This is a genomic window from Klebsiella sp. ME-303 (assembly GCF_007910085.1).
GTDB classification, from domain to species: domain Bacteria; phylum Pseudomonadota; class Gammaproteobacteria; order Enterobacterales; family Enterobacteriaceae; genus Klebsiella; species Klebsiella michiganensis.
The window spans coordinates 28,570-51,490 of record NZ_VOJB01000079.1; the positions used below are offsets into that span (position 1 = coordinate 28,570).

Sequence of the window (22,921 nt, forward strand, 5' to 3'; positions counted from 1 at the left end):
CTGTGCTACCAAACTGGGGAGACATTCCGTCAGCTATTGGTATCTTTCTGAAATCACAAGACTCGCAGCGATGCCCTGGTGCCCGCTGAAATCGGCGAACCGGAGGTCGGAAGACAAGGGCTGGCCGCCAGGGATGGCGGCCAGAGGCGAATCGAGACAGCGATGTCGAGTTGAGCCGACCGCAGGCTGAGGACCGGGAGGTGAGCGCAGTGCGCAGCACCGATTTCTTTGCGGGACCGCGGGGATTGTAAAGGGGGAGACGGTTTTCTCCCCCTTTACCCGTTCACGGGTAGCGGTGAGGCATTTTCTGCAGATTGCGAGTAAACGGAACCCTTACGCATAGAATTACAAATCAGGCTTCGGCAAACGCTGCGGGTCCTTCCCAGCCTGCGCTGCGCTTGGCTGGGCTACGGGGCCTCAGTCGTCTGGGGTCGTGTAGCCCGGATAAGACGTTTACGTCGCAATCCGGGAAAGGCCCCTAATATGCGCCCGACAGAATTACAAATCCGGAATTGATATTTCCCGCCCGCCGTCAACTGTGGTTGAAATAGACACAGGCAAAAATGCTTCCCGACGGAGGAGAAAAATGAAAGTGGCGCTGTGGCAACGCATAACGGGCTGGCTGGCTTCTTTATCTGGATCCGGCGGTGAAGCCGGTCAGCAGGATACCCAACGCATCATGGAGGCAATATTACCGGTCGCCAGTCTCTACGGAATTGAGCTCGGCAACGTTGAAACAAGGTGGTTTCGCCATGATAAAACATACTGAGCGGCGCAGGACGCGTGAAGCCTACTGGAACGAGGTGTGCTTTGTGTAGCGCGAGGCTGTTTGCGGTTGCGGCGACGCAGGAAGCGAAGCCGCAGCCCTGAACAGCTTTATCCCCCCAGATACATCCGTTTGATTTCCGGATTCGCCAGCACCTCCGGCGCCGGACCAGAGAGCATAATCTTCCCATTCTCCAGCACATAGGCGCGATCGGCGATGGTCAACGCCGCCGTGGCGTTCTGCTCTACCAGCAGCACGGTAATATTCTCTTCCCGCAGCTGCTTAATCGTCGCAAACAGCTCCCCGACAATTTTCGGCGCCAGGCCGAGGCTTGGCTCATCGAGCATCAGCAGTACCGGCTCGCTCATCAACGCTCTGGCGATCGCCAGCATCTGCTGCTCGCCGCCGCTCATGGTTCCCGCCATCTGGCTGTGCCGCTCTTTCAGCCGGGGAAACAGGCTGTACATGCGATCGCGCAGGCGGGTAAAGCCGGCGAGATTGTTGTAGGCCCCCATGCGCAGATTTTCTTCGATGGTCAGGTTGGTAAAGATGCGCCGTCCTTCTGGCACCAGCGCCAGCCCCTTACGCACAATCTGATGCGTCTGGCTGCGGGAAATATCCTCGTTGAGAAAATTGACCCGCCCCGTGGAACGCACCAGATTGACGATCCCGTTGAGGGTGGAGGTTTTCCCCGCACCGTTGCTGCCGATAAGGGTCACAATCTCCCGGTCGTGAATATCAATATCCACCCCTTTCAGCCCCTGAATCACGCCGTAAAACACTTTTAACTCGCGCGCGCTAAGCATAACGAACGTCCCCCAGGTAGGCGGAAATCACGTCCGGATCCTGTATGGCTTCGGACATCAGGCCGCTAAACAGCGGTTTGCCGTACTCCAGCACCATCACCCGCTCGCACAGCTTGTTGACGAACGGCATATCGTGCTCGATCAGCAGTACGCTGAGCTGATAGTCGTTACGCATGCGGAAGATCAGATCCGCCAGATCCTCCGTCTCTTTCGGGTTCATCCCGGCGGCGGGCTCGTCGAGCAGCAGTAATTTTGGCGACGTCGCCAGCGCGCGGGCGATCTCCACCTTGCGCTGGTTGCCGTAGCTGAGGTTGGTGGCCTGCACGTCGGCGAAATGGGCGATACCGATATCGTCCAGAATCGCCATCGCTTTGGCCTTTGCCGCCCGCTCGGCGGGGAAGTAGCGGCCAATATGCAGCGCCGCTTCCAGCAGCGAATAGCGGCTGGCGCTGTCGAGGCCGACCATCACGTTTTCTAATACCGTCATCGAGTTGAACAGGCGGATATTCTGAAAGGTGCGGGCAATCCCGGCGTTGACCACCCGGTTCGGCTTCAGCCCCTTCAGCGACTTTCCCGCCAGGGTCACGCTGCCGCTGGTCGGCTTATAGTTGGCGGTGATGACGTTGAACATCGTGGTTTTGCCCGCGCCGTTGGGGCCAATCAGGCCAAAAATTTCCGCTTCGTCGACGTGGAAACTGACGCTGTCGATGGCCCGCAGGCCGCCGAACTGCATGGTCACGTCCTGCACCTGTAAAATGACCTTATTTTGCGCCATAGCCGCGGCCCCTTTTGCCCACTTGCCAAATCTCTTTTTTGCCCAGCAGACCTTCGCGGGCGAACAGCATGATGATCAGCAGCAGCAGCGAGAACACCACCATCCGCAGGCCCGGATACGCGCCGAGATCGTGACCGAAGAACTGGAGCGGCTGGTCGAGAAAGCGCAGCCACTCGCCGCTGCCGACCACCAGTACGGTGCCGAGCAGCGCGCCGGTGGTGCTGCCCAGGCCGCCGAGCACGATAATAATCAGCAGCTGGAAGGTGAGCATAAAGTCGAACAGGCCCGGCGAGATGGTGGTCAGCAGCGAGGCCAGCAGTCCGCCGCCGATCCCTTCAAAGAAGGCGCTGGTGGCGAAGGCGCAGGTTTTAATGCGAAACGTGTTCACGCCCATGGCGATAGCGGCGTCTTCGTCGTCGCGCACCGCTTTCATCATTCGCCCGTACTTCGACCACACCAGCTGCAAAATCATCCCGGTCGCCAGCAGGGCGAACAGCCCGCACCAGAACAGGAGATGCGGCTGCTGCGGAATATCGTTGAGGCCAATCGCGCCGTTGGTGATCTGCGGATTGTTGATAGCGAGGATTTTAATGATAAAGCCGAAGCCGAGGGTCACAATCGCCAGGTAGTCGCCGCGCACGCGGAAGACCGGCAGGGCAAGGCAAACCGCCAGCGCCGCCGCGCACAGGCCGCTAATGAGCAGCGCGGGCAGGAACCCGGCGTGCAGCACGAGGATCCACGGGCTGGGGGCGGCCATCTCAAACATATCCAGCTTGCTGTCACTGGGGAGGATCAGCAGGGCGGTGACGTAAGCGCCGACCGCCACAAAGCCGTTGGGCTCCAGCGACAGCTGGCCGGTCACGCCGTTGATCAGGTTGTAGCTGACCGCGAGGATCATAAAGACGAAAATGGTGCTGATGACGCGAGTAATGTAGTCGTTGAAGACGACGTTGATCCCGGCCAGCAGCGCGACGCAGAGAGCAATAATGACCAGGTTGCGCAGCTGCGCCCCGGCGGTAGTCGTAGCGTTGAGCATCAGAAACGGCTCCTTTCCAGACGTTCATCGCCCATAATGCCAACCGGGCGGAACAAGAGGACCAGAATCAAGAACATAAAGGCAAAGGCGTCTTTGTAACCGCCCAGTTCGGGAAACAGAGCGACCGCCACCACCTCGGTAAAGCCGAGAATAAAGCCGCCGAGCACCGCGCCGGTGACGCTGCCGATTCCGCCGAGCACCGCGGCGGCGAAGGCCTTCAGGCCGATCAGCACGCCCATCAGCGGGTCGATGGTCGGGTAGCTGATGGAGTAGAACACCCCGCCCAGCGCCGCGAGGCTGCTGCCGAGGGCGAACACCAGCGAGATAATGCGGTTGGCGTCGATGCCCATCAGGCGCACGGTATTAACGTCGAAGGCCACCGCGCGGATCGCCATCCCGTAGCGGGTGCGGTACAGCAGCCAGAGGATCGCCAGCAGCAGCAGGACGGTGATCAGCGGCACGATCCACGCCACGTTGGTGATAATCACGTCACCAAAGGCGCGGGTGTTGTTGAAAAATTCCGGTGCGGAAAAGAAGCGCGAGCTGCCGCCAAACAGCACGTTGAACAGGTTTTCGAGGAAGAAGCTGACGCCGATGGCGGTGATCAGCATGGAGATTTTTGATGCCTGACGCAGCGGGCGATAGGCCACCCGGTCGATCAGCATACCGAACAGGCCGCACAGCGCGAGGGTCAGGAAAACGGCTACCCCGAAGGGTAGCCCAATGGAAGAAAACAAAAACAGGGTGGTAAACGCCCCGACCATCATTACGTCCGCATGGGCGAAGTTGATCAGGCGCAGCACCCCATAAACCATCGTATAACCGATGGCAATCAGGGCGTACATGCCCCCAAGGCTCATTCCATTGACCACTTGCTGGAGAAAAATGGCACCATCCATCTGATATCCCTTATAAAACCTTAAGGATTAACCACGGTACGAAACGCCAGCTTGCCATCCTTCACTTCGTTGATGACCGCGCTGCGGATAGCGTCGCCGTTTTGTAACGTCAGCGTGCCGGTTACGCCCTGGAAGTCCTTAGTGGCGCGAATTTTTTCGTTAACGCAAACCCGGTCGTGCGGGTCGCTGCACTGGTTCATGGCGTTGATAATGACGTTATAGGCGTCCGCCGCCATCGCGCCCCAGGTGTGGGTCGGCTGCTGGTATTTGGCTTCCCAGGCTTTGATAAACACCTCGCCCGCCGGCGTTTGCTCTTTGGCGTTCGGCGAGTAGTAGTCGGTGGTCATATAGCCGTTGACCGCGTCTTTGCCGACGTCAAAAAAGACCTGATCCGCCGCCAGCCCGTCGCCGCCGACCACCGGCTTGCTCAGCCCCAGCTGCTTCGCCTGTACGGCGATCAGCGCCCCTTCGGTGTAGTAGATCGGCATATAGATCATGTCGACGTTCTTCGCCTTCACGCTGGCCAGCTGGGCCTTAAAGTCTTTGCTGCCGCCGGGAGCCTGAACTTCGATAGGAATGGCGCCGCCGTTTTTCAGGAACTGCGTGCGAAAGGCCTTCGCCAGGCCGACGGAGTAGTCGTTGCTGCTGTCGAAGACGATGGCGGCGGTTTTGGCTTTCAGATCGCGCGAGGCGAGGTTAGCGCCGACCACGCCCTGGAAGCTGTCGGAGAAGCAGACCCGGCTGACGTAAGGGTGGTTGCGGGTAACGCGGTCGTTGGTCGCGGTTGAGGAGACCAGCGGCGTTTTGCTGTCGTCGGCGATTTTGGTCATCGCCAGGGTATTGGAGGAGGTGACTTCGCCGATCACCGCATCGACTTTATCGCTGGAAACCAGGCGCTGCATGGCGTTAGCGGCTTCGACCTTATCGCTCTTATCGTCGATCACGATAAGCTTCACGGTGTCGCCGTTTTTTAACGTCGGCGTAATGCTCTGGATAATATCCAGCCCTTTTTGCGAAGGCTGACCGTAGCCGCTCAGCGCGCCGCTCAGCGGCAAGACCACGCCGATTTTAATTTCAGCCGCCTGCGCGCTGCTGGCACCGACCCACGCGGCAACCAGCGTGGCCATTAAAGACGCTTTCCCGGAAAACTTGTTCATTGTTACCTCACCGTCGGTGGATTATTTATACCCTTCATACTTCAAGTTGCTTGTGCGTTGGCTTTCCTCGCTCACCCCAGTCACTTACTTCAGTAAGCTCCTGGGGATTCACTGCGTCGCCGCGTGATTCGCCCCTACGGGACTCACCCTTTCAGGGCCAGCGCAAGCGCTGTTCAAAACGGTTAACCGTTTTGTCCCGCAACTCGAATTATTTTGGGTATATCTTTAACTATCAATGACTGCATAACATTGAGACATAATTCGCCAGCGTATCCGGCGAATTATTGGCTGTTATGTTGAATAGATAACGAGATATATTTGGTATGCAGATTTACCTTACAACGTCCGTTTCGTTTTTACTCATGCAATATTCTTATTACCTCCAGAAGAGGGCATAAGGCTGGTGAAAATACTGTTATTGGTACGGTAAACGCATTTTGCCAGGTGGCGTCTGACACCTTACCCGGCCTGGAAAGCCCGCAATTTCAGCGCGCACCCGAATATAATATTCAGGTGCGCTCGATAATATTAAAAATCTATTCTGCTGCCCGCGTGACTTATTATTTTAACTGGCTCAACGGTTTTATTTTTCCATGCAGCGCCGGATTATCGCTTTCGTCTTTCAGGCGCACTCCGGTAAGCCGCCGCAAAAAGGCCTGCTCCAGTAGCCAGGCCAGCTTAAAAGCGGCGGCATCAAAGCTCAGTCCTTCCGGACGGATATTAGAAATACAGTTGCGCTCCGACTCCAGCCGCTGACGATGCGGCTGCCAGGTTAAATACACCCCGAGGCTATCCGGCGAGGAGAGCCCGGGCCTTTCGCCAATCAATATCGCCACCGCTCTGGCCTTCAGCGTTTCGCCTATATCATCGCCCAGCGCGACCCGCGACTGGTGCGCCAGCACCACCGGGGCCAGGCTCAGGCCGAGGGTTTTCAGATAGGGCAGCAGGGCGCGAATCAGCGGCACCGCCTGGCGCTGCACGGCGTACGACGACAGCCCGTCGCCAATCACCAGCAGCAGGTCGGCGGGGCGCGCGCCGCTGGCGGCGAGGTCGGCGCGGCTCTCTTCGTTCAGCTGTCGCCCCAGATCCGGGCGATTCAGATAGACATGGCGATCGCTGGCGGCGCTGCGGACGGTCAGCGTCGACAGCCCCAGCTCCGCCAGCGGCTGGACTAACTGGTCGCTGGCGAAAGGCTGGTGAATGGCATCGCGCGCCCGGGCGTGGGCGAGGCCGAAATTCAGCACTTCGCGGGTCGGCAGGCTGGCGCCGCTGCGCCCCAGCGCAATCCGCGCATCGGTAAATTCACGCAGCGGGTTCCAGGCGTCGGGAGGATTCATACCGGTTCTCCTTGCGGCAGGACGGAAAGCAGCGGATGGCGGGCATCGGTCAGACGCAGCGCGCCGTGGCGGTCAATAATTTGCATCTTCGTCAGCCAGTCGGCGAACTCAGGCGCATGCTGTAAACCCAGCAGTCGGCGGGCGTAAAGGGCATCGTGGAACGAGGTGCTTTGGTAGTTGAGCATAATATCGTCAGCCCCCGGAACGCCGATCAAAAAGGTCAGCCCGGCCGCGCAGAGCAGCGTCAGCAGGGTATCCATATCGTCCTGATCCGCTTCGGCGTGATTGGTGTAGCAAACGTCGCAGCCGATGGGCAGCCCCATCAGCTTGCCGCAGAAGTGATCTTCCAGCCCGGCGCGGATAATCTGCTTACCATCGTACAGATACTCCGGGCCAATAAAGCCCACCACCGTATTGACCAGCAGCGGTTCAAAATGGCGGGCGACGGCATAGGCCCGGGCTTCGCAGGTCTGCTGATCAACGCCGTGGTGGGCGTTGGCGGAAAGACAGCTGCCCTGGCCGGTTTCAAAATACATCACGTTGTTGCCCAGCGTGCCGCGGTTCAGGCTAAGCGCCGCTTCCCGCGCTTCCTGCAGCAGCGCCAGATTAATGCCGAAACCGCTGTTGGCGGCTTCGGTACCGGCCACCGACTGGAACACCAGATCCACCGGTGCGCCGCGCTCAATCAGCTGCAGGGTGTTGGTGACGTGGGTCAAAATGCACGACTGGGTGGGGATGGCGAAGCGCTGAATAATATCGTCAAGCATATGGTTCAGCTGCGCCAGCACCGGCAGGCTGTCGCTGGCCGGATTGATGCCGATCACCGCGTCCCCGGCGCCGTACAGCAGGCCGTCGAGCATGCTGGCGGCGATGCCTTTCATATCATCGGTCGGGTGATTGGGCTGCAGGCGCACGCTCAGGCGCCCCGGCAGGCCGATGGTATTGCGAAAACGGGTGACGACCCGGCATTTGCTGGCGGCGAGGATCAGATCCTGATTGCGCATCAGCTTGCTGACCGCGGCGGCCATCTCCGGGGTTATCGCGCGGGCGACCTGGCGCAGCGCCGCTTCATCGGTGGCGTCGTCGAGCAGCCAGTCGCGAAAATCGCCGACCGTAAGGTGGCGAATCGCCGCGAAGCCCCGGGCGTCGTGGGTATCGAGGATCAGCCGGGTCACCTCATCCTGCTCGTAGGGAATCAGCGGATTATCGAGAATCTCCGTGAGCGGAACCTCCGCCAGCGCCATTTTTGCCGCCATCCGCTCTTCGGCGGAGCCGGCGATAACGCCCGCCAGCGCGTCGCCGGAACGCGCAGGGGAGGCCTTCGCCATCAAGGTTTTCAGACTATCAAAGCGCCATACCTGGCCCGATAGCGTGGTTTTATACATGTGTCGCCTCCTCAGGAGACCGTACGCAGCTGCGGATCCACCGCCGCGCGCTGGCGGGCCGCTGCGGTCTTGCGAAACCACAGGTAGCTGCCGAGCATCATGGCGGCGAAAATCAGCGCCAGCAGGGTGTTGTACCAGACCATCGCCACCAGGCAGAGTACCGCCATGGCCAGCGCGAAGGCCGGCGCCCACGGATAGAGCGGCGCGCGGAACGGTCGAATCAGCTTCGGCTCGCTGCGGCGCAGTTTAAACAGCGCCGCCATCGAGGTGATATACATAACAATAGCGCCAAATACCGACATCGTGACGATACAGGCGGTCAGCGGCATCCCGCTAATGGTGATCAGCGAATCGGAGAAAATGGCGGCGATGCCCACCACGCCACCGGCGAGGATCGCCAGATGCGGCGTGCGGGTGCGGCGGTTCAGCGTCGCCAGGCTGGCGGGGAGATAGCCCGCGCGCGCCAGCGAGTAAATCTGCCGCGAGTAGCCCATGATAATCCCGTGGAACGAGGCCACCAGGCCGAAGAGTCCCAGCCACACCAGCATATGCAGCCAGCCGCTGCTGTTGCCGACCACCATTTTCATCGCCTGCGGCAGCGGGTCGTTAATATTGGCCAGGGTTCGCCAGTCGCCCACGCCGCCGGCAAAAATCATCACGCCAATCGCCAGCACGGTCAGGGTCAGGATGCCGCCGCCCAGCGCCCGGGGAATGGTGCGCTGCGGATCCTTCGCCTCTTCGGCGGCCATCGATGCGCCTTCAATCGCCAGAAAGAACCAGATAGCGAACGGGATGGCGGCAAACATCCCCGGCAGCGCCAGGCCGCTGAAGCTCTCCGCGCCCGCCCAGCCGTTAGCGGTAAAGTGGCTCCAGGAGAAGCCCGGCGCGACAACGCCCATAAACACCAGCAGTTCGAAAATCGCTAATAACGTCACCACCAGCTCAAAGGTCGCGGCGATACCCACGCCGAGAATATTCAGCGTCATAAAGATGATGTAGGCGCCGCAGGCCACCCATTTGGGGTCGAGCGCCGGAAACTGCACGTTAAGATAGGCGCCGATGGCCATGGCGATGGCGGGCGGGGCGAAGACGAATTCAATCAGGGTCGCGAAGCCGGCGATAAACCCGCCGGTCGGGCCAAAGGCGCGGTAGGCGTAGGCAAAAGGCCCGCCCGCATGCGGAATGGCGGTGGTCAGCTCGGTAAAGCTAAAAATAAAGGCGCAGTACATCGCGGCGATGGCCAGCGCGACGATCATAAAGCCCAGCGTCCCGGCCTGGGACCAGCCGTAGCTCCAGCCAAAATACTCTCCGGAAATAACCAGCCCAACGGCGATCCCCCATAAGCGGAAACTGCCGAGCGTTCTTTTTAGCGTTGTGGTTTGCTCTGTCATGTTCGTTGCCTCGCCAGATAAAGATATCGGGAGGGTTGCAAAGAGAATGCCAGGGCAGCCCGCAGGGGGAGCGTAGCGAATCATCCTCGCGTACTCCGTGTACGCTCCGGTTCTTTCGCGCTGTCCGTGTCCAAACTGTCTGCAACGATTACGCCTGTTGGGATAAGCTCTAAGCCAACGAGGATCAAAAAAGGGGCAGACTGCGCCCGGCGAGAGAGTCGCCGTGGTGCAGCTGCCCGCAAATGTGGCGTTACTGGTGCACGATGGCGCCAGCGTCTTTTTGAATTACCGGACCTGCTTTCACCTGCAGGTTAAGTCCTTTACTCTCCAGCTCGGCGTTGCGAATGCGCAGACCGCGGTCGGCTTCAATATTGACGTTGCTAAAATGGAAACCGCTGAGCGGCGCTTCCGGGGTACCGATAATATAGGCCGCCGCTTTGCTGTCGCCTGTGGAGGTTAAATTTTCAACGGTGATATTACTGAAGTGCGGAGTCTTGTATTTATCGAACGGCTGTTTCGGGTCGCTGTCCGGCGGATAGATCTGTTCGCCGAGGGTAAAGCCGCCTGCCTGCAACAGCTTATCGACCTCGGCCTGCACAATCGGCGCGGCTTTGTAATAGGCGGAGAACACCAGCGGCACCTCAACGTTATGCATTCTGGTATTGCGGTAGACGATATTTTTTACCTCACCGCCTTTGCCGCGCGGGCTTTTAATCCGAATACCGTACATCGAACCTTCGAAGGTATTGTTTTCCACCAGCACGTTATTCACGCCGCCTGCGCTCTCGCTGCCGATGGAGATCCCGCGCCCCTGCTTCAGGGTGTTGTTGGCGATATAGATGTTATCCACCACGCCCTCCGGGAAGCGCGGGTCGGCTTTTTCCGCCTTGATGGCAATATGGTCGTCGTTACAGTCGATATAGTTGTTGGTAATACGGATATTCTGGCTATCGATAGGATCGATGGCGTCGGTATTCGGCGCATGCCACGGCGAAAGAATACGCGTGCCGTTGATATCGACATCGTGCGCGTAGCGGGTGACCACGTGGAAGCTGGGTGAATGGGTGAGGGTCACGCCGTAGATAAGCACGTTGCTGGCGCGGGTGATATAAATCAGCCGCGGTCGGTCGGTACCGCCTTTCTTGCCGGTGGCGCGGATATTTTCCCGCCAGCGCTCCCACCACACCGCGCCCTGGCCGTCGATAGTGCCTTCACCGACGATGGCCACGTTTTGCGCGTCGGCGATGCTGATAAACGGCAGCCAGCCGTTTTCAGCTTCGGCGTATCGCGTTTTATCATCGCCGCGATAGGCAGCCACTTCGGTTGAGGCCACCAGGGTGGCGTCTTTCTCCAGCTTAAGCTGAATATTATTCTTCAGAAACAGCGGGTTGGTCAGGAAATTACCTTTTGGCACCAGCACCGTTCCCCCTCCGGCGGCGGCGCAGTCATCAATCGCTTTTTGAATGGCATCGGTGTTGAGCGCGATTTGCAGCCGATGGCCTTCTGCGCCGTAGTGGGTGATATCACAGATTTTATCGGGAAACTTCACGGAACTCGCGGCCTGAGCGGCGTACAGCGGTAGAAGACCGACGGCGGCAGCGGCGGCCCACAGAGGTAAAGCGCGGGGTATCATGACATTATCCTTTTTTGGTTTATTGTTTTGTAAAACTAGCACCAATGTTTTGATTTTATGAGTGTGGCGATCACGGTTTGTCCTTTGTCGTTATTCTGCCCATAACTGGCGCTGATGATTTGGGCGAATGCATAGATGACAGGCCCGGCCGCTTTGCAATTTGGCGACAGGCGGGGTATAAGGAATCTCTTATCTGGATGTTTAGATGTCTATACGCCCATGAGGTCAAATGCAAACAACACAACAACAAGGTGGGCAGCTTAAGCGCACCATGAAGACCCGCCACCTGATTATGCTGTCGCTGGGTGGCGTTATTGGCACAGGGCTATTTTTTAATACCGGCTATATCATCTCCACCACCGGAGCGGCGGGTACGCTGCTGGCCTATCTGATTGGCGCGCTGGTGGTCTGGCTGGTGATGCAGTGTCTGGGCGAACTCTCGGTGGCGATGCCGGAAACCGGGGCGTTCCACGTCTACGCCGCGCGCTATCTCGGCCCGGCGACCGGGTACACCGTCGCCTGGCTCTACTGGCTAACCTGGACCGTCGCGCTTGGCTCAAGCTTCACCGCCGCCGGATTCTGCATGCAGTACTGGTTCCCGCAGGTGCCGGTATGGGTCTGGTGCGTGGTGTTCTGCGCGGTGATTTTCGCGCTCAACGTTATCTCCACCCGCTTCTTTGCCGAAGGTGAATTCTGGTTCTCGCTGGTGAAGGTGGTCACCATTATCGCCTTTATTATTCTCGGCGGGGCGGCGATCTTCGGCATCATTCCGATGCAGGATGGCTCCCCGGCGCCGGGGCTGCGCAATATCACCGCCGAAGGCTGGTTCCCGCACGGCGGTCTGCCGATCCTGATGACCATGGTGGCGGTTAACTTCGCTTTCTCCGGCACCGAGCTTATCGGCATCGCGGCGGGGGAAACGGAGAATCCGCATAAAGTCATTCCGGTGGCCATTCGTACCACCATCGCCCGGCTGATTATCTTTTTTATCGGCACCGTCTTCGTGCTGGCGGCGCTGATTCCGATGCAGCAGGCGGGAGTCGAAAAAAGCCCGTTTGTGCTGGTGTTCGAAAAGGTGGGGATCCCCTACGCGGCGGATATCTTTAACTTTGTGATCCTGACGGCGATTCTGTCGGCGGCCAACTCTGGCCTCTACGCCTCCGGGCGGATGCTGTGGTCGCTCTCCAATGAAAAAACGCTGCCGGCCTGTTTTACTAAATTAACCAAAAACGGCGTGCCGCTGACGGCGATTTCAGTCAGCATGCTCGGCGGCGTGCTGGCGCTCTTCTCCAGCGTCGTGGCCCCGGATACGGTGTTTGTCGCGCTGTCGGCGATTTCCGGCTTCGCGGTGGTGGCGGTATGGCTGAGCATCTGCGCCTCGCACTTTATGTTCCGCCGCCGCCATCTGCAGCAGGGGAAGGCGCTAAGCGAACTGCACTACCGCGCGCCGTGGTATCCGCTGGTGCCGGCGCTGGGATTTGTGCTTTGCCTGGTGGCCTGCGTGGGTCTGGCGTTTGACCCGAGTCAGAGGATTGCGCTGTGGTGCGGGATCCCGTTCGTGGCACTGTGTTATGGTGCGTATTATCTGACTCGTTCACGGAAACTCACCCAGGAGCCTCAACATGTCGCAGAATAATCCGTTAACCGCCCTCCTTGACGCAAAGCCCTTTATCCTGCTGGACGGCGCGATGGCGACGGAGCTGGAAGCGCGCGGCTGCAATCTTGCCGACAGCCTGTGGTCGGCGAAAGTGCTGGTCGACAACCCGGAGCTTATCCGCGAAGTTCACCTCGACTATTTCCGCGCCGGCGCGCAGGTGGCGATCACCGCCAGCTATCAGGCGACGCCGGCGGGCTTTGCCGCCCGCGGCCTCGATGAAGCGCAGTCGAAAGCGCTGATCGGCAAAAGCGTTGAGCTGGCCCGCAAGGCGCGGGAGGCGTATCTGGCGGAAAACCCGCAGGCGGGCGCGCTGCTGGTTGCCGGTTCGGTCGGGCCGTACGGCGCCTTCCTGGCGGACGGTTCGGAGTATCGCGGCGATTATGTCCGCAGCCGTGAGGAATTTCAGGCGTTTCATCGTCCGCGCGTGGAAGCGCTGCTCGACGCCGGGGCCGATCTGCTGGCCTGCGAAACGATGCCGAATTTCGCCGAGATGAAGGCGCTGGCGGAGCTGCTGACCGCCTATCCGCGCGCGCGGGCGTGGTTCTCGTTTACCCTGCGCGATGCGCAGCATCTCAGCGACGGCACGCCGCTGCGGGAAGTGATTGGTGTGCTGGCAAACTATCCGCAGGTGGTGGCGCTGGGCATTAACTGTATCGCGCTGGAGAACACCACCGCCGCGCTGGCGCATCTGCATAGCCTGACGGCTCTGCCGCTGGTGGTTTATCCTAACTCCGGGGAGCACTATGACCCGGTATCCAAGACCTGGCATCACCACGGCGAAGCCTGTGCAACGCTGGCGGGATATTTACCCCAGTGGCTGGCGGCGGGGGCGAAGCTGATTGGCGGCTGCTGCCGCACGACGCCGAAGGATATTGCCGAACTGAACGCGCGGCGTTGAGTTTGCGCCGGGTGGCGGCTGATGCCTTACCCGGCCGACAACGTGCACGAATCGTAGGCCGGGTAAGCGTAAGCGCTACCCGGCATCAATCACCCGGCATCCGCTAACACAAACATCCCGTACGGGTGGATTTCGAGATAGTAATGCTCGCCGACGTCCGGCTGCAGCCGCGTCGCGTTCACCTGCAGCAAAATTTCCTGCCCGTGCCACTCTACCGTCACCTCGTACTGCGGTCCCATATAGGCCACGTGACGGATCGTGCAGCGCTGGCTCTCCTCGCCGCGATCGCTCAGGGTGATCGCCTCCGGGCGGACGCCGACGCTGCCCTCGCCGTGGGCGGCAAAATGCGGCGGCCTCGGCAGCCGATAGCCATAAATATCGACGAAACCCTCGCTGAAGGCGGCCGGGAACAGGTTGGCATCGCCCATAAAGCTTGCCATAAAGCGCGACGCAGGCTGGCGGTAAAGATCCTGCGGCGAGCCGATCTGCATGATATGCCCCTTATTCATCACCAGCACGGTATCGGAAACCGCAAAGGCTTCACTCTGATCGTGGGTCACGTACAGCGAGGTGATATCAAACTGCTTTTGCAGTTCGCGGATCTTATCGCGCATGCTGCGCCGCAGGTTGGCGTCGAGGTTACTTAAGGGCTCATCAAACAGCAGCACCTTTGGCTTGAGGATCAGGGCGCGCGCCAGCGCCACGCGCTGCTGCTGGCCGCCGGAGATCTGATCGACATAGCGGTCTTCGAAGCCTTCCAGATCCACCATCGCCAGCGCCTCCTTCACCCGCGCTTTCACATCGCCGCGCGACGCGCCGAGCATCTTCAGACCGTAGCCGACGTTGTCCCCCAGCGACATATGCGGAAACAGGGCGTAAGACTGAAACACCATACAGATGTCGCGCTGCTGAATGGATCGATGGGTCACGTCTTCGCCATCGATGAAAATCTGCCCTTCGCTCGGTTTTTCCAGCCCGGCGACCAGGCGCAGGATGGTGGTCTTACCGCAGCCGGAAGGGCCGAGCAGGGTCACCATTTGCCCCTGCGGGATGGTGAGATTGATATTGTCGATAACCGTGTTGCTGCCGAATCGCTTGGTGACGTTGCGCAGTTCAACAAAATTTTTCTGACTCATAGTGCGCTCCATTACGCCTGGTTTTTGGCTTTTGACCGGGAGATACGCGCTTCCCCGATCAGCCAGTCAAAGATAAAAATAATCGCCAGCATCACTACGATCAGAATCGATCCGTAGGCGATCGCCACGCCGTATTCGCCGTCTTCCACCCGGTTGAGGATATAGGCGGTAGCGACGCGGGTGTCCGGCGTCACGAGGAACACAATGGCGCTGACGGTGGTAATGGAGCGCACAAAGCTGTAGATCAGCGCCGAGAGGATCGCCGGGCGCAGCAGCGGCAGCAGGATATGCGTAATGGTGCGCAGGGAACCCGCGCGCAGGCTGAGCGACGCTTCGTCCAGCGATTTGTCGATCTGGCCTAAACCGGCAATGCCCGCCCGGATGCCCACCGGCACGTTACGCATCACCATCGAGATAATCACAATCGCTGCCGTTCCGGTGAGGTACACCGGCGCGCTGTTAAAGGCGAGAATATAGGAGACGCCCGCCACGGTGCCCGGCACCGCGAAGCACAGCATGGTGGTGAACTCGATGGTCTTTTTGCCTTTAAACTGCTGACGCACCACGATCCAGGCGATCAGCAGGCCGAAGGCGGCGGTGATCGGCGCGGCGATCCCGGCGTAGAGCAGGGTATCGAGCAGCGAAGGCCAGGCACCGTCGCTCATCCCCTGGCCGAACAGCTTGATAAAGTTATCCAGCGTCAGGGTGTAGTCCACGCCCCAGTTAACGGTAAAGCTGCCGTAGAAAATGCTGCCGTAGAGCAGGGCGTTGAAGGCGATCCACACCGCCAGAATGGCGATCACGCTCCACACCAGGGTCACCGGCAGCGGCTGCACGTCGCCGCGATAGGACTTACCGGAAACCGTGACGTACGAGCGCTTGCCGATCCACATATACTGAATGCAGAACACCAGCAGCGAGAACAGCAGCAGGAACGCGCCCAGGGTACTGGCGGCCTGATAATCGAGCTGCGAACCGGTGATATAGAAGTAGATTTGCGTCGCCAGCACGTCGAAGTTGCCGCCGAGCACCAGCGGGTTGCTGAAGTCGGCCAGCGACTGGACGATGACAATTAAAAACGCGTTCGCCAGCGCAGGTTTCAGCAGCGGGACGAAGACGCCGTTAAAGGTCTGCCAGCGGCTGGCGCGCAGGGTGTACGACGCCTCCTCCAGCGACGGATGAATGGTTTTAATCGCGCCGTCGAGGATCATAAACGCCATCGGAGTGAACGCCAGCACCTGCGCCAGCCAGATGCCGGTAAACCCGTACAGCCAGTTGGTGTTGGTTAAGCCGAACCAGTCGACCATCAGCTCGGTGACGTAGCCGGAACGGCCCATCATCAGGGTGACGCCGAGGCCGACGACAAACGGCGGGGTGACGATCGGCAGAATCGAGAAAATGCGGCCAATAATCGCGCTGCGCTTGGCGATGCGGGTGGTGTAAATCGCCAGCACCAGGCCAAAGAAGGTGCAGCCGATGCCTACCGCAATCGACAGGGCGATGGAGTTGAGGATCACCTGGACGATATGCGCCTGCGACAGCACGGCCATAAACGCCAGCGGGGCAAACTCGCCGGCGTCGTTGGTGAACATCGGGATGAAAATGGCGATGCTCGGCCAGACGATAAAGACGCCGATTAACGCCACGATGGTGACCAGCGAACCAATCACAAAGCGGTCGCCGCCCAGCCATTCCAGGCGGGTGAGCGCCAGGGTCATGATGGCGCCCAGCGCGACAAACAGCACGAGGGTGGCGTAGCCTAACCCGCGGCCTTCCACGGTGGCGCTGACGACGATAAACGCCATACAGAGGAGCGCCCAGCCGGCGTCGAGGTAGTGGCGGCTGCGCTGCTCCCGGCTGGCTTCCTGCCATGGACGAATCAGCAGCAGGCTCGGCAGGAGATACCACAGCCAGCTGATATTGAACTGTGACCAGCCGTAGGCCGCGAGAATTTCATCTTGCGTGGACTCCAGCAGACCGTAATCCAGGCTCCAGCTCGGCAGCAGGGCGAACGCCAGCCAGCCGAATAAAACCCAAAGGAATATCGCATCCCGCTTTTTCACGGGATGGAGTGCAAGTGTGTGTGACATAAGTTTTCCGGTGTCGTAGGCCGGGTAGGGCGTGGATGCCGCCACCCGGCAAATGAACGCAGTGCGGGCTTATTTACCCATCTTCACTTCGCTAACCCATTTATTGATGAGCGCTTTACGCACGTCCGTTGAGCCGTATTTATCCATGTCGTAGTTGATAAGCTTCAGGTCGTCGAGCTTCAGCGAGTTCGGCGAAGTTTCGGCGGTAGTGTTGGTCAGGATCTGATAAGACTTGCCTTTCTTCCACGCCAGCTCCTGGGCCTCTTTCGACAGCACCCAGTCGACAAACAGTTTGGCGTTGTCGAGGTTGCGCGCGCCCTTCAGGATACTGACGCCGCCAATTTCGTAGCCGGTGCCTTCGCACGGCGAGATCAGCTCCAGCGGCGCGCCCTGTTCTTTTTCCAGCGAATAGTCGTGCAGGAAGCCGATGCCGATGGCCGTTTCACCGCGGGCGGCGTTGCGCGCCGGGGCGATACCGGACTTAGTGTACTGGGAGACGTTAGCGTTGAGCTGTTTAAGATAATCGAAAGCCTGATCGTCTCCCCACAGCTGGGCGAAGGTCGCCAGCGCGGTGTAGGCGGTGCCGGAGCTCTGCGGGTCGGCAATCTGGATTTCGCCTTTGTATTCCGGTTTGGTCAGATCCTTCCAGCATTTTGGCACCGGCAGGTTTTTCTCTTTCAGGCGCTGGGTGTTCACGCCGAAGCCGAGAATGCCGACGTACACCGCCGAGGAGTAGTTGCCTTTCAGCTTCGCCGGATCGCGGAACTGCTCCATCACCTGCGTAAGATTCGGCGATTTATAGGGCTGCAGCAGGCCCATTTCGCCGGCCTGGGACTGCGGGTCGAGGGTGCCGCCGTACCAGACATCCGCCTGCGGGTTTTTCTTCTCGGCATCGACCTTCGCCAGCGTGCTGCCGGAGCCGTTGCGAATAAACGAGGTTTTTACGTCATATTTTTCGCCGAAGGCTTTAGTTTCCGCCTCACACATTTCGTTGGTGGCGCTGCAATAGACCACCAGACGACCTTTGGCGTGCGCCGCGCCGCTTAACGTCGCCAGCGCAATGCCGGAAGCAATCAGGGTAGTGACCAGCGTTTTTTTCATTATTTTATCCTTTGAGCAGCAGAGGTAGTAATGCTCGCCATCAGCAGCGGCATCAGCAATAAACCCATCAGAACTGCGGCGACCGAGAGTAAACTGAACATCCCCGACCAGCCGTAGCGTTCAATGACCAGCGACAGAGGCCAGCCCGCCAGCGCTGCCCCCAGATAGGCGAACAGGCCGAGAAATCCGCTGATGGAACCGGCCGCCGCTTTGTGTCCGCACTCCACCGCCGCGAGGCCAATCAGCATTTGCGGGCCAAAAACGAAGAAGCCCACCGTAAAGAAACAAACCGCCAGCAGCGCGTAGTGGTGTACCGGCGCCAGCCAGAGCGCGGCGACGGAGACCATCAGCCCCAGCGTGAACAGTAAAATCATCGGCGCCCGCTGGCCGCTGAACAGCAGATCCGAGCCCCATCCGGCGAACAGCGCGCCGAGCAGGCCGCCCGCTTCAAACAGCATCACCGTGGCGTTGGCGCTGAGCAGATTGACGCCGTGGCTCTCCGTCAGCCAGATGTTGCCCCAGTCGTTGAGCGCGATGCGGATCAGGTAGACCAGCACATAAGAGACGCCCAGCAGCCAGATCATCGGGTTCTTCAGCATCGTGGTACGCAGCATCTGCCACAGCCCCATCGGCGGGCTTTGCCGCTCCTGGCGCAGCTCCAGCGGGTCGTTACGCCAGGCGCCCACCGACGGCAATCCCTCTTCGCGGGGCGTTCCTTTCAGGTGCAGCGTTAACCAGATGCCTGATGCCATGCTGATCATCCCCGGCGCCAGCATCGCCGCCTGCCAGCCCCACCAGTGGGCGGCAAAGGCGCTAATCAGCGGGATAATCGCCCCGCCGATGTTGATCGACATATTCCAGCAGCCCCACCAGAAGCCGCGTTCGTTGCGCGAGTACCAGTGGGTTAGCAGGCGGGCGCAGGGAGGCCAGCCCCAGCCCTGAAAAAATCCGTTCAGCGTCCAGACCGCCAGCAGCAGCGTCAGCGACTCGCCGAAGGCGAACACCACGTTCAGCAGACCGGTGGCGAACAGGCCCGCGCCCATAAACCAGCGCTGCCCGTGGCTGTCGTGCCACAGCCCGGCGGTAAACTTCGACAGGCCGTAGGTCAGGTAAAATAGCGACCCCAGCAGGCCAATATCGCCTTTATCCAGGCCCAGATCCGTTTGCAGCGCTGGCAGAACGTAGTTGACGCTTTTGCGCGTCAGGTAAAACGCCGCATACCCGATGACCATGTACATCAGCAGCTGCGGACGCAGCGTCCTGTAACGTTGATTAATGTCGGTTGCTGAGCGCATAGCCGTCTCCGTTTTGCTGACTATATGAAAGTGAAATCGAAAGGGGATGAGAGAAAGTCCGGAGTGACTAAGACTTTTTCCTGGTTAGCTGGCTGTTTGTTGCAAATTTGTGGGCAAGTTAACAATTACGCGTGTGCCGCGCTGCGACTCCAGAGTCAGCTCTCCGCCCAGGGCGCTGACCCGCTCACGCATGCCCTGAATGCCGAAGCCGGCCATTTTGTCGGGGCTGATGCCGATACCGTTGTCCTTCACCTCCAGGCGCAGCAGCGTCCCCTGCTGATACAGGGCAATGGCAACCTCGCTGGCGTCGGCGTGTTTACAGACGTTGTTAAGCAGCTCCTGCAGCAGCCGATAGAGGGTAAAACGTACCGTTTCGCTCTCCGGCGTGGCGGTGAGCCGGTAGTCAAAGCGGCAGCGGATACCGCGCTCGGCAAAGGCAAACTCATTGAGCAAATGGTGCAGCGCCTCTTTAAACGACAGCTCATCGAGGGCCGGCGGGCGTAGCTGGCGCAGCAGCTGGCGGGTGGAGTGGTGAATACGCCGGGCGAGATCGTTAATCTGGCTGGCGGCGGCCTGGGTTTGCGCCGGATCGCGCGCCCGCTTCACCAGCTGCGACTGGATCTGAATGGCGGTAATATTCTGGCCGATTTCGTCGTGCAGCTCGCGCGCCAGGCTTTTGCGCGTATCCTCTTCGGTATGGATCAGCTTTTCGGCCAGCGCCCGCCGGGCCGCCAGCTCCGCCTCCAGCCGCTGGCGGTAGTGGTGCAGGTTTTGCGCCAGGTGCTGCTGGCGGCTGATGGCAATGCCCAGCCCGATGCCGAGCAGCGCCTGGGTCGCCAGAAAAATCTCCAGCTCCACCAGATTGCTGAATCCAACGCCAACCTGGCGGGCGATGGTGATCATCATGCTGCCCAGCAGGCCGGAAAGGACGCCGCCCTGCCAGCCGAACTTCCACGCCATCACCACGTTGGGCAGAAACACCACAATTAACAGCAGGCGCTCGATTTCCGGCGACAGTACCATCTGGGTGCCGATGCCGATGATAAAGAACAGGCTGCACCAGATGATCAGCGAGGTGCGCAGCGGTGGATTATTGGTATCCAGCCCCAGCAGATGGTAGCGGTGCTGCTGGCGCAGGAATTCAAAAATCAGATAGACAAACGGCGTCAGCAGCACCCCGCCGGTAAACGAGGCCAGGCCGAGCATCATCGCCGGGCTTTTCACAAACGGCGAGAGCAGCGCGGTGTTGAGCAGCGCGCTGGCGGTGACCGTAGCCAGCAGCAGCGTCAGCCGCTGCCAGTAAAGGGGAAAGCGGTGCCAGAACTGTTGGGCGATGCCGGCGGGAAGCAGGCCGATCAACGGCGCGGCCAGCAGAATATAGCCGTTCAGCAGCTGTTCGCCGTGCAGCCAGAGCAGCATCAGCACCGGAGGCAGCACCAGCGCGGGCCAGTAGCGGCGCGAAAGCAGGATCAGCAGCGCCAGATAGACGCCGTGCGGCAGGAACAGCGCCGCCTGCTGGCCGTTATGGGTCAGGTAAAACCCGAGCGTCCACAGCATCAGCCAGCCGCTTCCCCAGGCCAGCACGATGAACAGCGAGATGACGCTGTGGCGAAGGCTGCGCGACATTAATGACCCGCCAGCAGCTGGTGGTCGAGGGCGAAATGGACCAGATCAATGGTGCTGTGACACTGTAGTTTGCCCAGCACGTTGGCGCGATGGACGTGAACCGTTTTGTGGCTGAGTTCGAGCTTAAAGGCGATCTCCTTGACGCTGTCGCCTTTAACCAGCAAATCAAAGACTTCGCGTTCACGCGGGGTGAGCACTTCCAGCACCTGCGCCGGTTGTTCTCCGCCGCGCAGCGCCCGCAGCGCATCGGCGCACAGGTAGTGTCCGCCCATACCGACGGAACGCACCGCCTGGACCAACTCTTCCGGGCCGCAGCGTTTGGTCAGATAGCCGCTGGCGCCGGCATCAAGCGCGCTCTGCACGAAGGTGGGGGTGTCGTAAATACTGAGAATAATGGCGCGGAACTGCGGCTTTTGCGCGCGCAGGCGCTTTAGCAGGCTCAGGCCGTTCTCATCCGGCATGGCGATATCCATGACCGCCACGTCGACGTCGTCGCGCAGCAGCGCCGGCCAGGCTTCCGCCGCGCGGCTGAACTGGCCAACCACCTCGAGATCTTCTTCGAGGCTGAGTAACTGCGCAAAGCCTGAACGCACCACCACATGGTCATCGACCAGCACCACTCGAATCATGTTTCTTCTCTCTCAGCGCATCATGGTTCTATGATGCCTGCCGCCGCTGCGCTGGCAATCAATCAGGCGCAGTTATGCAACGAATGTAACAAAATCGCAATACACTTCATCCTTCAAGCTGCCTCTTTGTTGGCTTCGTTTGCCCGCCCCGGTCACTGACTTATGTCAGCTCCCGGGGACGAACAACCTTGCCGCCTCGATGCAGCATGAATGATTTTGTGTATAAGCATTGCCGCTTTTTTTCTAAAAACGCTTTGTTCTTAGCAAGATGTTTTAATTCCTTTATCAAATTCAGGCGCAACGAAATACTGCCCCCATAACAAGACAGGGGAGCAGACAACATGGTTTTTTCATCGGGTATCACACTCATTGCCGCGCTGGCGCTGGCGGCGTTCCAGGCCCAGGCGGTCAACGTTACCGTGGCGTATCAGACCTCCGCCGAGCCGGCGAAAGTCGCCCAGGCGGACAACACCTTCGCCAAAGCGAGCGGGGCGACCGTCGACTGGCGCAAGTTTGACAGCGGCGCGAGCATCGTGCGGGCGCTGGCTTCCGGCGACGTGCAGATCGGCAACCTCGGCTCCAGCCCGCTGGCGGTCGCCGCCACCCAGCAGGTGCCGATTGAAGTCTTTCTGCTGGCCTCAAAGCTCGGTAACTCCGAAGCGCTGGTAGTGAAGAAGAGCATCACCAAACCGCAGGACCTGATCGGCAAACGCATCGCCGTGCCATTTATCTCCACCACCCACTACAGCCTGCTGTCGGCGCTGAAGCACTGGGGGATTAAACCGGGGCAGGTGCAGATCCTCAACCTGCAGCCGCCGGCGATTATTGCCGCCTGGCAGCGTGGCGACATTGACGGCGCCTACGTCTGGGCGCCGGCGGTTAACGCGCTGGAAAAAGACGGCACGGTTCTCACCGACTCGTCGCAGGTGGGCGAGTGGGGCGCGCCGACGCTGGACGTGTGGGTGGTACGCAAAGACTTTGCCGAAAAGCATCCTGACATCGTCAAAGCCTTCGCCAAAAGCGCCATTGACGCGCAGCAGCCCTATATCGCCAACCCGGATGAGTGGCTGAAGCAGCCGGAGAACATCAGCAAGCTGGCGCGCTTAAGCGGCGTACCGGAAGCCGACGTCCCGGGGCTGGTGAAAGGCAATACCTACCTGACCGCCGCCCAGCAGGCGCAGGAGCTGAACGGGCCGGTGAATAAAGCCATCATCGACACCGCTAAATTCCTTAAAGAGCAGGGCAAAGTGCCCGCCGCCGGTAGCGACTACAGCCAGTACGTCACCGACCGTTTTGTGAAGTAA

Annotated in this window: 19 protein-coding genes and 1 pseudogene; 5 read left to right on the forward strand and 15 right to left on the reverse strand. The window is 59.8% G+C overall.

Annotated elements, in window-relative coordinates; genetic code table 11:
- Positions 1 to 586 precede the first annotated feature (586 nt).
- Positions 587 to 769 carry a hypothetical protein gene (locus tag FQK12_RS15270; RefSeq protein WP_004129481.1) on the forward strand — a complete coding sequence of 61 codons (183 nt, stop codon included), beginning with the start codon at positions 587 to 589 and terminating at the stop codon, positions 767 to 769.
- A gap of 107 nt (positions 770 to 876) precedes the next feature.
- On the opposite strand, the gene FQK12_RS15275 is transcribed toward FQK12_RS15270, so the two are convergent.
- Genes FQK12_RS15275 through FQK12_RS15295 form a run of 5 tightly spaced genes read right to left on the reverse strand, consistent with a single transcriptional unit; the run spans position 877 to position 5,409 of the window.
- The gene (locus FQK12_RS15275) at positions 877 to 1,572 is read right to left on the reverse strand and encodes an ABC transporter ATP-binding protein (RefSeq protein WP_014228112.1); all 696 of its coding nucleotides are present in this window, start codon (positions 1,570 to 1,572) and stop codon (positions 877 to 879) included.
- Positions 1,565 to 2,347, reverse strand: coding sequence for an ABC transporter ATP-binding protein (locus FQK12_RS15280; RefSeq protein WP_014228113.1), 783 nt, complete (start codon positions 2,345 to 2,347; stop codon positions 1,565 to 1,567). Before FQK12_RS15280 ends, FQK12_RS15275 begins: the two co-directional genes overlap by 8 nt.
- Positions 2,334 to 3,383: a branched-chain amino acid ABC transporter permease gene (locus FQK12_RS15285; protein WP_014228114.1), complete on the reverse strand. Its 1,050-nt coding sequence runs from the start codon at positions 3,381 to 3,383 to the stop codon at positions 2,334 to 2,336. Before FQK12_RS15285 ends, FQK12_RS15280 begins: the two co-directional genes overlap by 14 nt.
- Positions 3,383 to 4,282 (reverse strand): branched-chain amino acid ABC transporter permease, encoded by a 900-nt coding sequence (locus tag FQK12_RS15290; protein ID WP_004099333.1) that lies wholly within the window; start codon positions 4,280 to 4,282, stop codon positions 3,383 to 3,385. The genes FQK12_RS15285 and FQK12_RS15290 overlap by 1 nt, the downstream gene beginning before the upstream one ends.
- Before the next feature lie 20 nt (positions 4,283 to 4,302).
- Positions 4,303 to 5,409, reverse strand: coding sequence for an ABC transporter substrate-binding protein (locus FQK12_RS15295; RefSeq protein WP_014837543.1), 1,107 nt, complete (start codon positions 5,407 to 5,409; stop codon positions 4,303 to 4,305).
- A gap of 249 nt (positions 5,410 to 5,658) precedes the next feature.
- Between FQK12_RS15295 and FQK12_RS27695 the strand changes: the two are divergent.
- A pseudogene (locus FQK12_RS27695) lies at positions 5,659 to 5,739 on the forward strand (hypothetical protein); the annotation flags it as partial.
- A 260-nt stretch (positions 5,740 to 5,999) separates the two neighbouring features.
- Here FQK12_RS27695 and eutC read toward each other — a convergent pair.
- The 4 genes from eutC to FQK12_RS15320 form a co-directional block, all read right to left on the reverse strand.
- Positions 6,000 to 6,776: an ethanolamine ammonia-lyase subunit EutC gene (eutC, locus tag FQK12_RS15305; protein WP_004099335.1), complete on the reverse strand. Its 777-nt coding sequence runs from the start codon at positions 6,774 to 6,776 to the stop codon at positions 6,000 to 6,002.
- Positions 6,773 to 8,161, reverse strand: a complete 1,389-nt coding sequence (locus FQK12_RS15310; protein WP_004133738.1) for an ethanolamine ammonia-lyase subunit EutB — start codon at positions 8,159 to 8,161, stop codon at positions 6,773 to 6,775. Before FQK12_RS15310 ends, eutC begins: the two co-directional genes overlap by 4 nt.
- Positions 8,162 to 8,172: 11 nt before the next feature.
- Positions 8,173 to 9,552: an ethanolamine permease gene (eat, locus tag FQK12_RS15315; protein WP_014228116.1), complete on the reverse strand. Its 1,380-nt coding sequence runs from the start codon at positions 9,550 to 9,552 to the stop codon at positions 8,173 to 8,175.
- Positions 9,553 to 9,802: 250 nt separating this feature from the next.
- Positions 9,803 to 11,185, reverse strand: a complete 1,383-nt coding sequence (locus FQK12_RS15320) for a glycoside hydrolase family 28 protein (protein ID WP_014228117.1) — start codon at positions 11,183 to 11,185, stop codon at positions 9,803 to 9,805.
- A 229-nt stretch (positions 11,186 to 11,414) separates the two neighbouring features.
- Here FQK12_RS15320 and mmuP point away from each other — a divergent pair, with 229 nt between their 5' ends.
- Positions 11,415 to 12,821 carry an S-methylmethionine permease gene (mmuP, locus tag FQK12_RS15325; RefSeq protein WP_032748168.1) on the forward strand — a complete coding sequence of 469 codons (1,407 nt, stop codon included), beginning with the start codon at positions 11,415 to 11,417 and terminating at the stop codon, positions 12,819 to 12,821.
- Positions 12,808 to 13,740, forward strand: a complete 933-nt coding sequence (gene mmuM / locus FQK12_RS15330; protein ID WP_014228119.1) for a homocysteine S-methyltransferase — start codon at positions 12,808 to 12,810, stop codon at positions 13,738 to 13,740. The genes mmuP and mmuM overlap by 14 nt, the downstream gene beginning before the upstream one ends.
- A gap of 89 nt (positions 13,741 to 13,829) precedes the next feature.
- On the opposite strand, the gene fbpC is transcribed toward mmuM, so the two are convergent.
- The 6 genes from fbpC to FQK12_RS15360 all read right to left on the reverse strand — a co-directional run bounded on the left by fbpC (position 13,830) and on the right by FQK12_RS15360 (position 21,617).
- Entirely contained in the window at positions 13,830 to 14,876 is a 1,047-nt protein-coding gene (gene fbpC / locus FQK12_RS15335; RefSeq protein WP_014228120.1) for a ferric ABC transporter ATP-binding protein, read from the reverse strand.
- An 11-nt stretch (positions 14,877 to 14,887) separates the two neighbouring features.
- Complete coding sequence (locus FQK12_RS15340; RefSeq protein ID WP_014228121.1) at positions 14,888 to 16,966, reverse strand: ABC transporter permease; 2,079 nt, start codon at positions 16,964 to 16,966, stop codon at positions 14,888 to 14,890.
- 69 nt (positions 16,967 to 17,035) lie between these two features.
- Positions 17,036 to 18,067 (reverse strand): ABC transporter substrate-binding protein, encoded by a 1,032-nt coding sequence (locus tag FQK12_RS15345; protein WP_004133724.1) that lies wholly within the window; start codon positions 18,065 to 18,067, stop codon positions 17,036 to 17,038.
- Positions 18,067 to 19,386, reverse strand: a complete 1,320-nt coding sequence (uhpC, locus tag FQK12_RS15350; protein WP_223852531.1) for an MFS transporter family glucose-6-phosphate receptor UhpC — start codon at positions 19,384 to 19,386, stop codon at positions 18,067 to 18,069. The genes FQK12_RS15345 and uhpC overlap by 1 nt, the downstream gene beginning before the upstream one ends.
- Before the next feature lie 60 nt (positions 19,387 to 19,446).
- Positions 19,447 to 20,988: an MASE1 domain-containing protein gene (locus tag FQK12_RS15355; protein ID WP_014228123.1), complete on the reverse strand. Its 1,542-nt coding sequence runs from the start codon at positions 20,986 to 20,988 to the stop codon at positions 19,447 to 19,449.
- Complete coding sequence (locus FQK12_RS15360) at positions 20,988 to 21,617, reverse strand: response regulator transcription factor (RefSeq protein WP_014228124.1); 630 nt, start codon at positions 21,615 to 21,617, stop codon at positions 20,988 to 20,990. Before FQK12_RS15360 ends, FQK12_RS15355 begins: the two co-directional genes overlap by 1 nt.
- Before the next feature lie 341 nt (positions 21,618 to 21,958).
- Between FQK12_RS15360 and tauA the strand changes: the two genes are divergently transcribed.
- On the forward strand, positions 21,959 to 22,921 hold the full coding sequence (tauA, locus tag FQK12_RS15365) for a taurine ABC transporter substrate-binding protein (protein WP_014228125.1): 963 nt from the start codon (positions 21,959 to 21,961) through the stop codon (positions 22,919 to 22,921).

Excerpts from the sequence above, each read along its gene's own strand:
- FQK12_RS15270 (WP_004129481.1), top strand. The coding sequence starts at position 587 with ATGAAAGTGGCGCTGTGGCAACGCATAACGGGCTGGCTGGCTTCTTTA.
- FQK12_RS15275 (WP_014228112.1), bottom strand. The coding sequence starts at position 1,572 with ATGCTTAGCGCGCGCGAGTTAAAAGTGTTTTACGGCGTGATTCAGGGG.
- FQK12_RS15280 (WP_014228113.1), bottom strand. The coding sequence starts at position 2,347 with ATGGCGCAAAATAAGGTCATTTTACAGGTGCAGGACGTGACCATGCAG.
- FQK12_RS15285 (WP_014228114.1), bottom strand. The coding sequence starts at position 3,383 with ATGCTCAACGCTACGACTACCGCCGGGGCGCAGCTGCGCAACCTGGTC.
- FQK12_RS15290 (WP_004099333.1), bottom strand. The coding sequence starts at position 4,282 with ATGGATGGTGCCATTTTTCTCCAGCAAGTGGTCAATGGAATGAGCCTT.
- FQK12_RS15295 (WP_014837543.1), bottom strand. The coding sequence starts at position 5,409 with ATGGCCACGCTGGTTGCCGCGTGGGTCGGTGCCAGCAGCGCGCAGGCG.
- eutC (WP_004099335.1), bottom strand. The coding sequence starts at position 6,776 with ATGAATCCTCCCGACGCCTGGAACCCGCTGCGTGAATTTACCGATGCG.
- FQK12_RS15310 (WP_004133738.1), bottom strand. The coding sequence starts at position 8,161 with ATGTATAAAACCACGCTATCGGGCCAGGTATGGCGCTTTGATAGTCTG.
- eat (WP_014228116.1), bottom strand. The coding sequence starts at position 9,552 with ATGACAGAGCAAACCACAACGCTAAAAAGAACGCTCGGCAGTTTCCGC.
- FQK12_RS15320 (WP_014228117.1), bottom strand. The coding sequence starts at position 11,185 with ATGATACCCCGCGCTTTACCTCTGTGGGCCGCCGCTGCCGCCGTCGGT.
- mmuP (WP_032748168.1), top strand. The coding sequence starts at position 11,415 with ATGCAAACAACACAACAACAAGGTGGGCAGCTTAAGCGCACCATGAAG.
- mmuM (WP_014228119.1), top strand. The coding sequence starts at position 12,808 with ATGTCGCAGAATAATCCGTTAACCGCCCTCCTTGACGCAAAGCCCTTT.
- fbpC (WP_014228120.1), bottom strand. The coding sequence starts at position 14,876 with ATGAGTCAGAAAAATTTTGTTGAACTGCGCAACGTCACCAAGCGATTC.
- FQK12_RS15340 (WP_014228121.1), bottom strand. The coding sequence starts at position 16,966 with ATGTCACACACACTTGCACTCCATCCCGTGAAAAAGCGGGATGCGATA.
- FQK12_RS15345 (WP_004133724.1), bottom strand. The coding sequence starts at position 18,067 with ATGAAAAAAACGCTGGTCACTACCCTGATTGCTTCCGGCATTGCGCTG.
- FQK12_RS15355 (WP_014228123.1), bottom strand. The coding sequence starts at position 20,988 with ATGTCGCGCAGCCTTCGCCACAGCGTCATCTCGCTGTTCATCGTGCTG.
- FQK12_RS15360 (WP_014228124.1), bottom strand. The coding sequence starts at position 21,617 with ATGATTCGAGTGGTGCTGGTCGATGACCATGTGGTGGTGCGTTCAGGC.
- tauA (WP_014228125.1), top strand. The coding sequence starts at position 21,959 with ATGGTTTTTTCATCGGGTATCACACTCATTGCCGCGCTGGCGCTGGCG.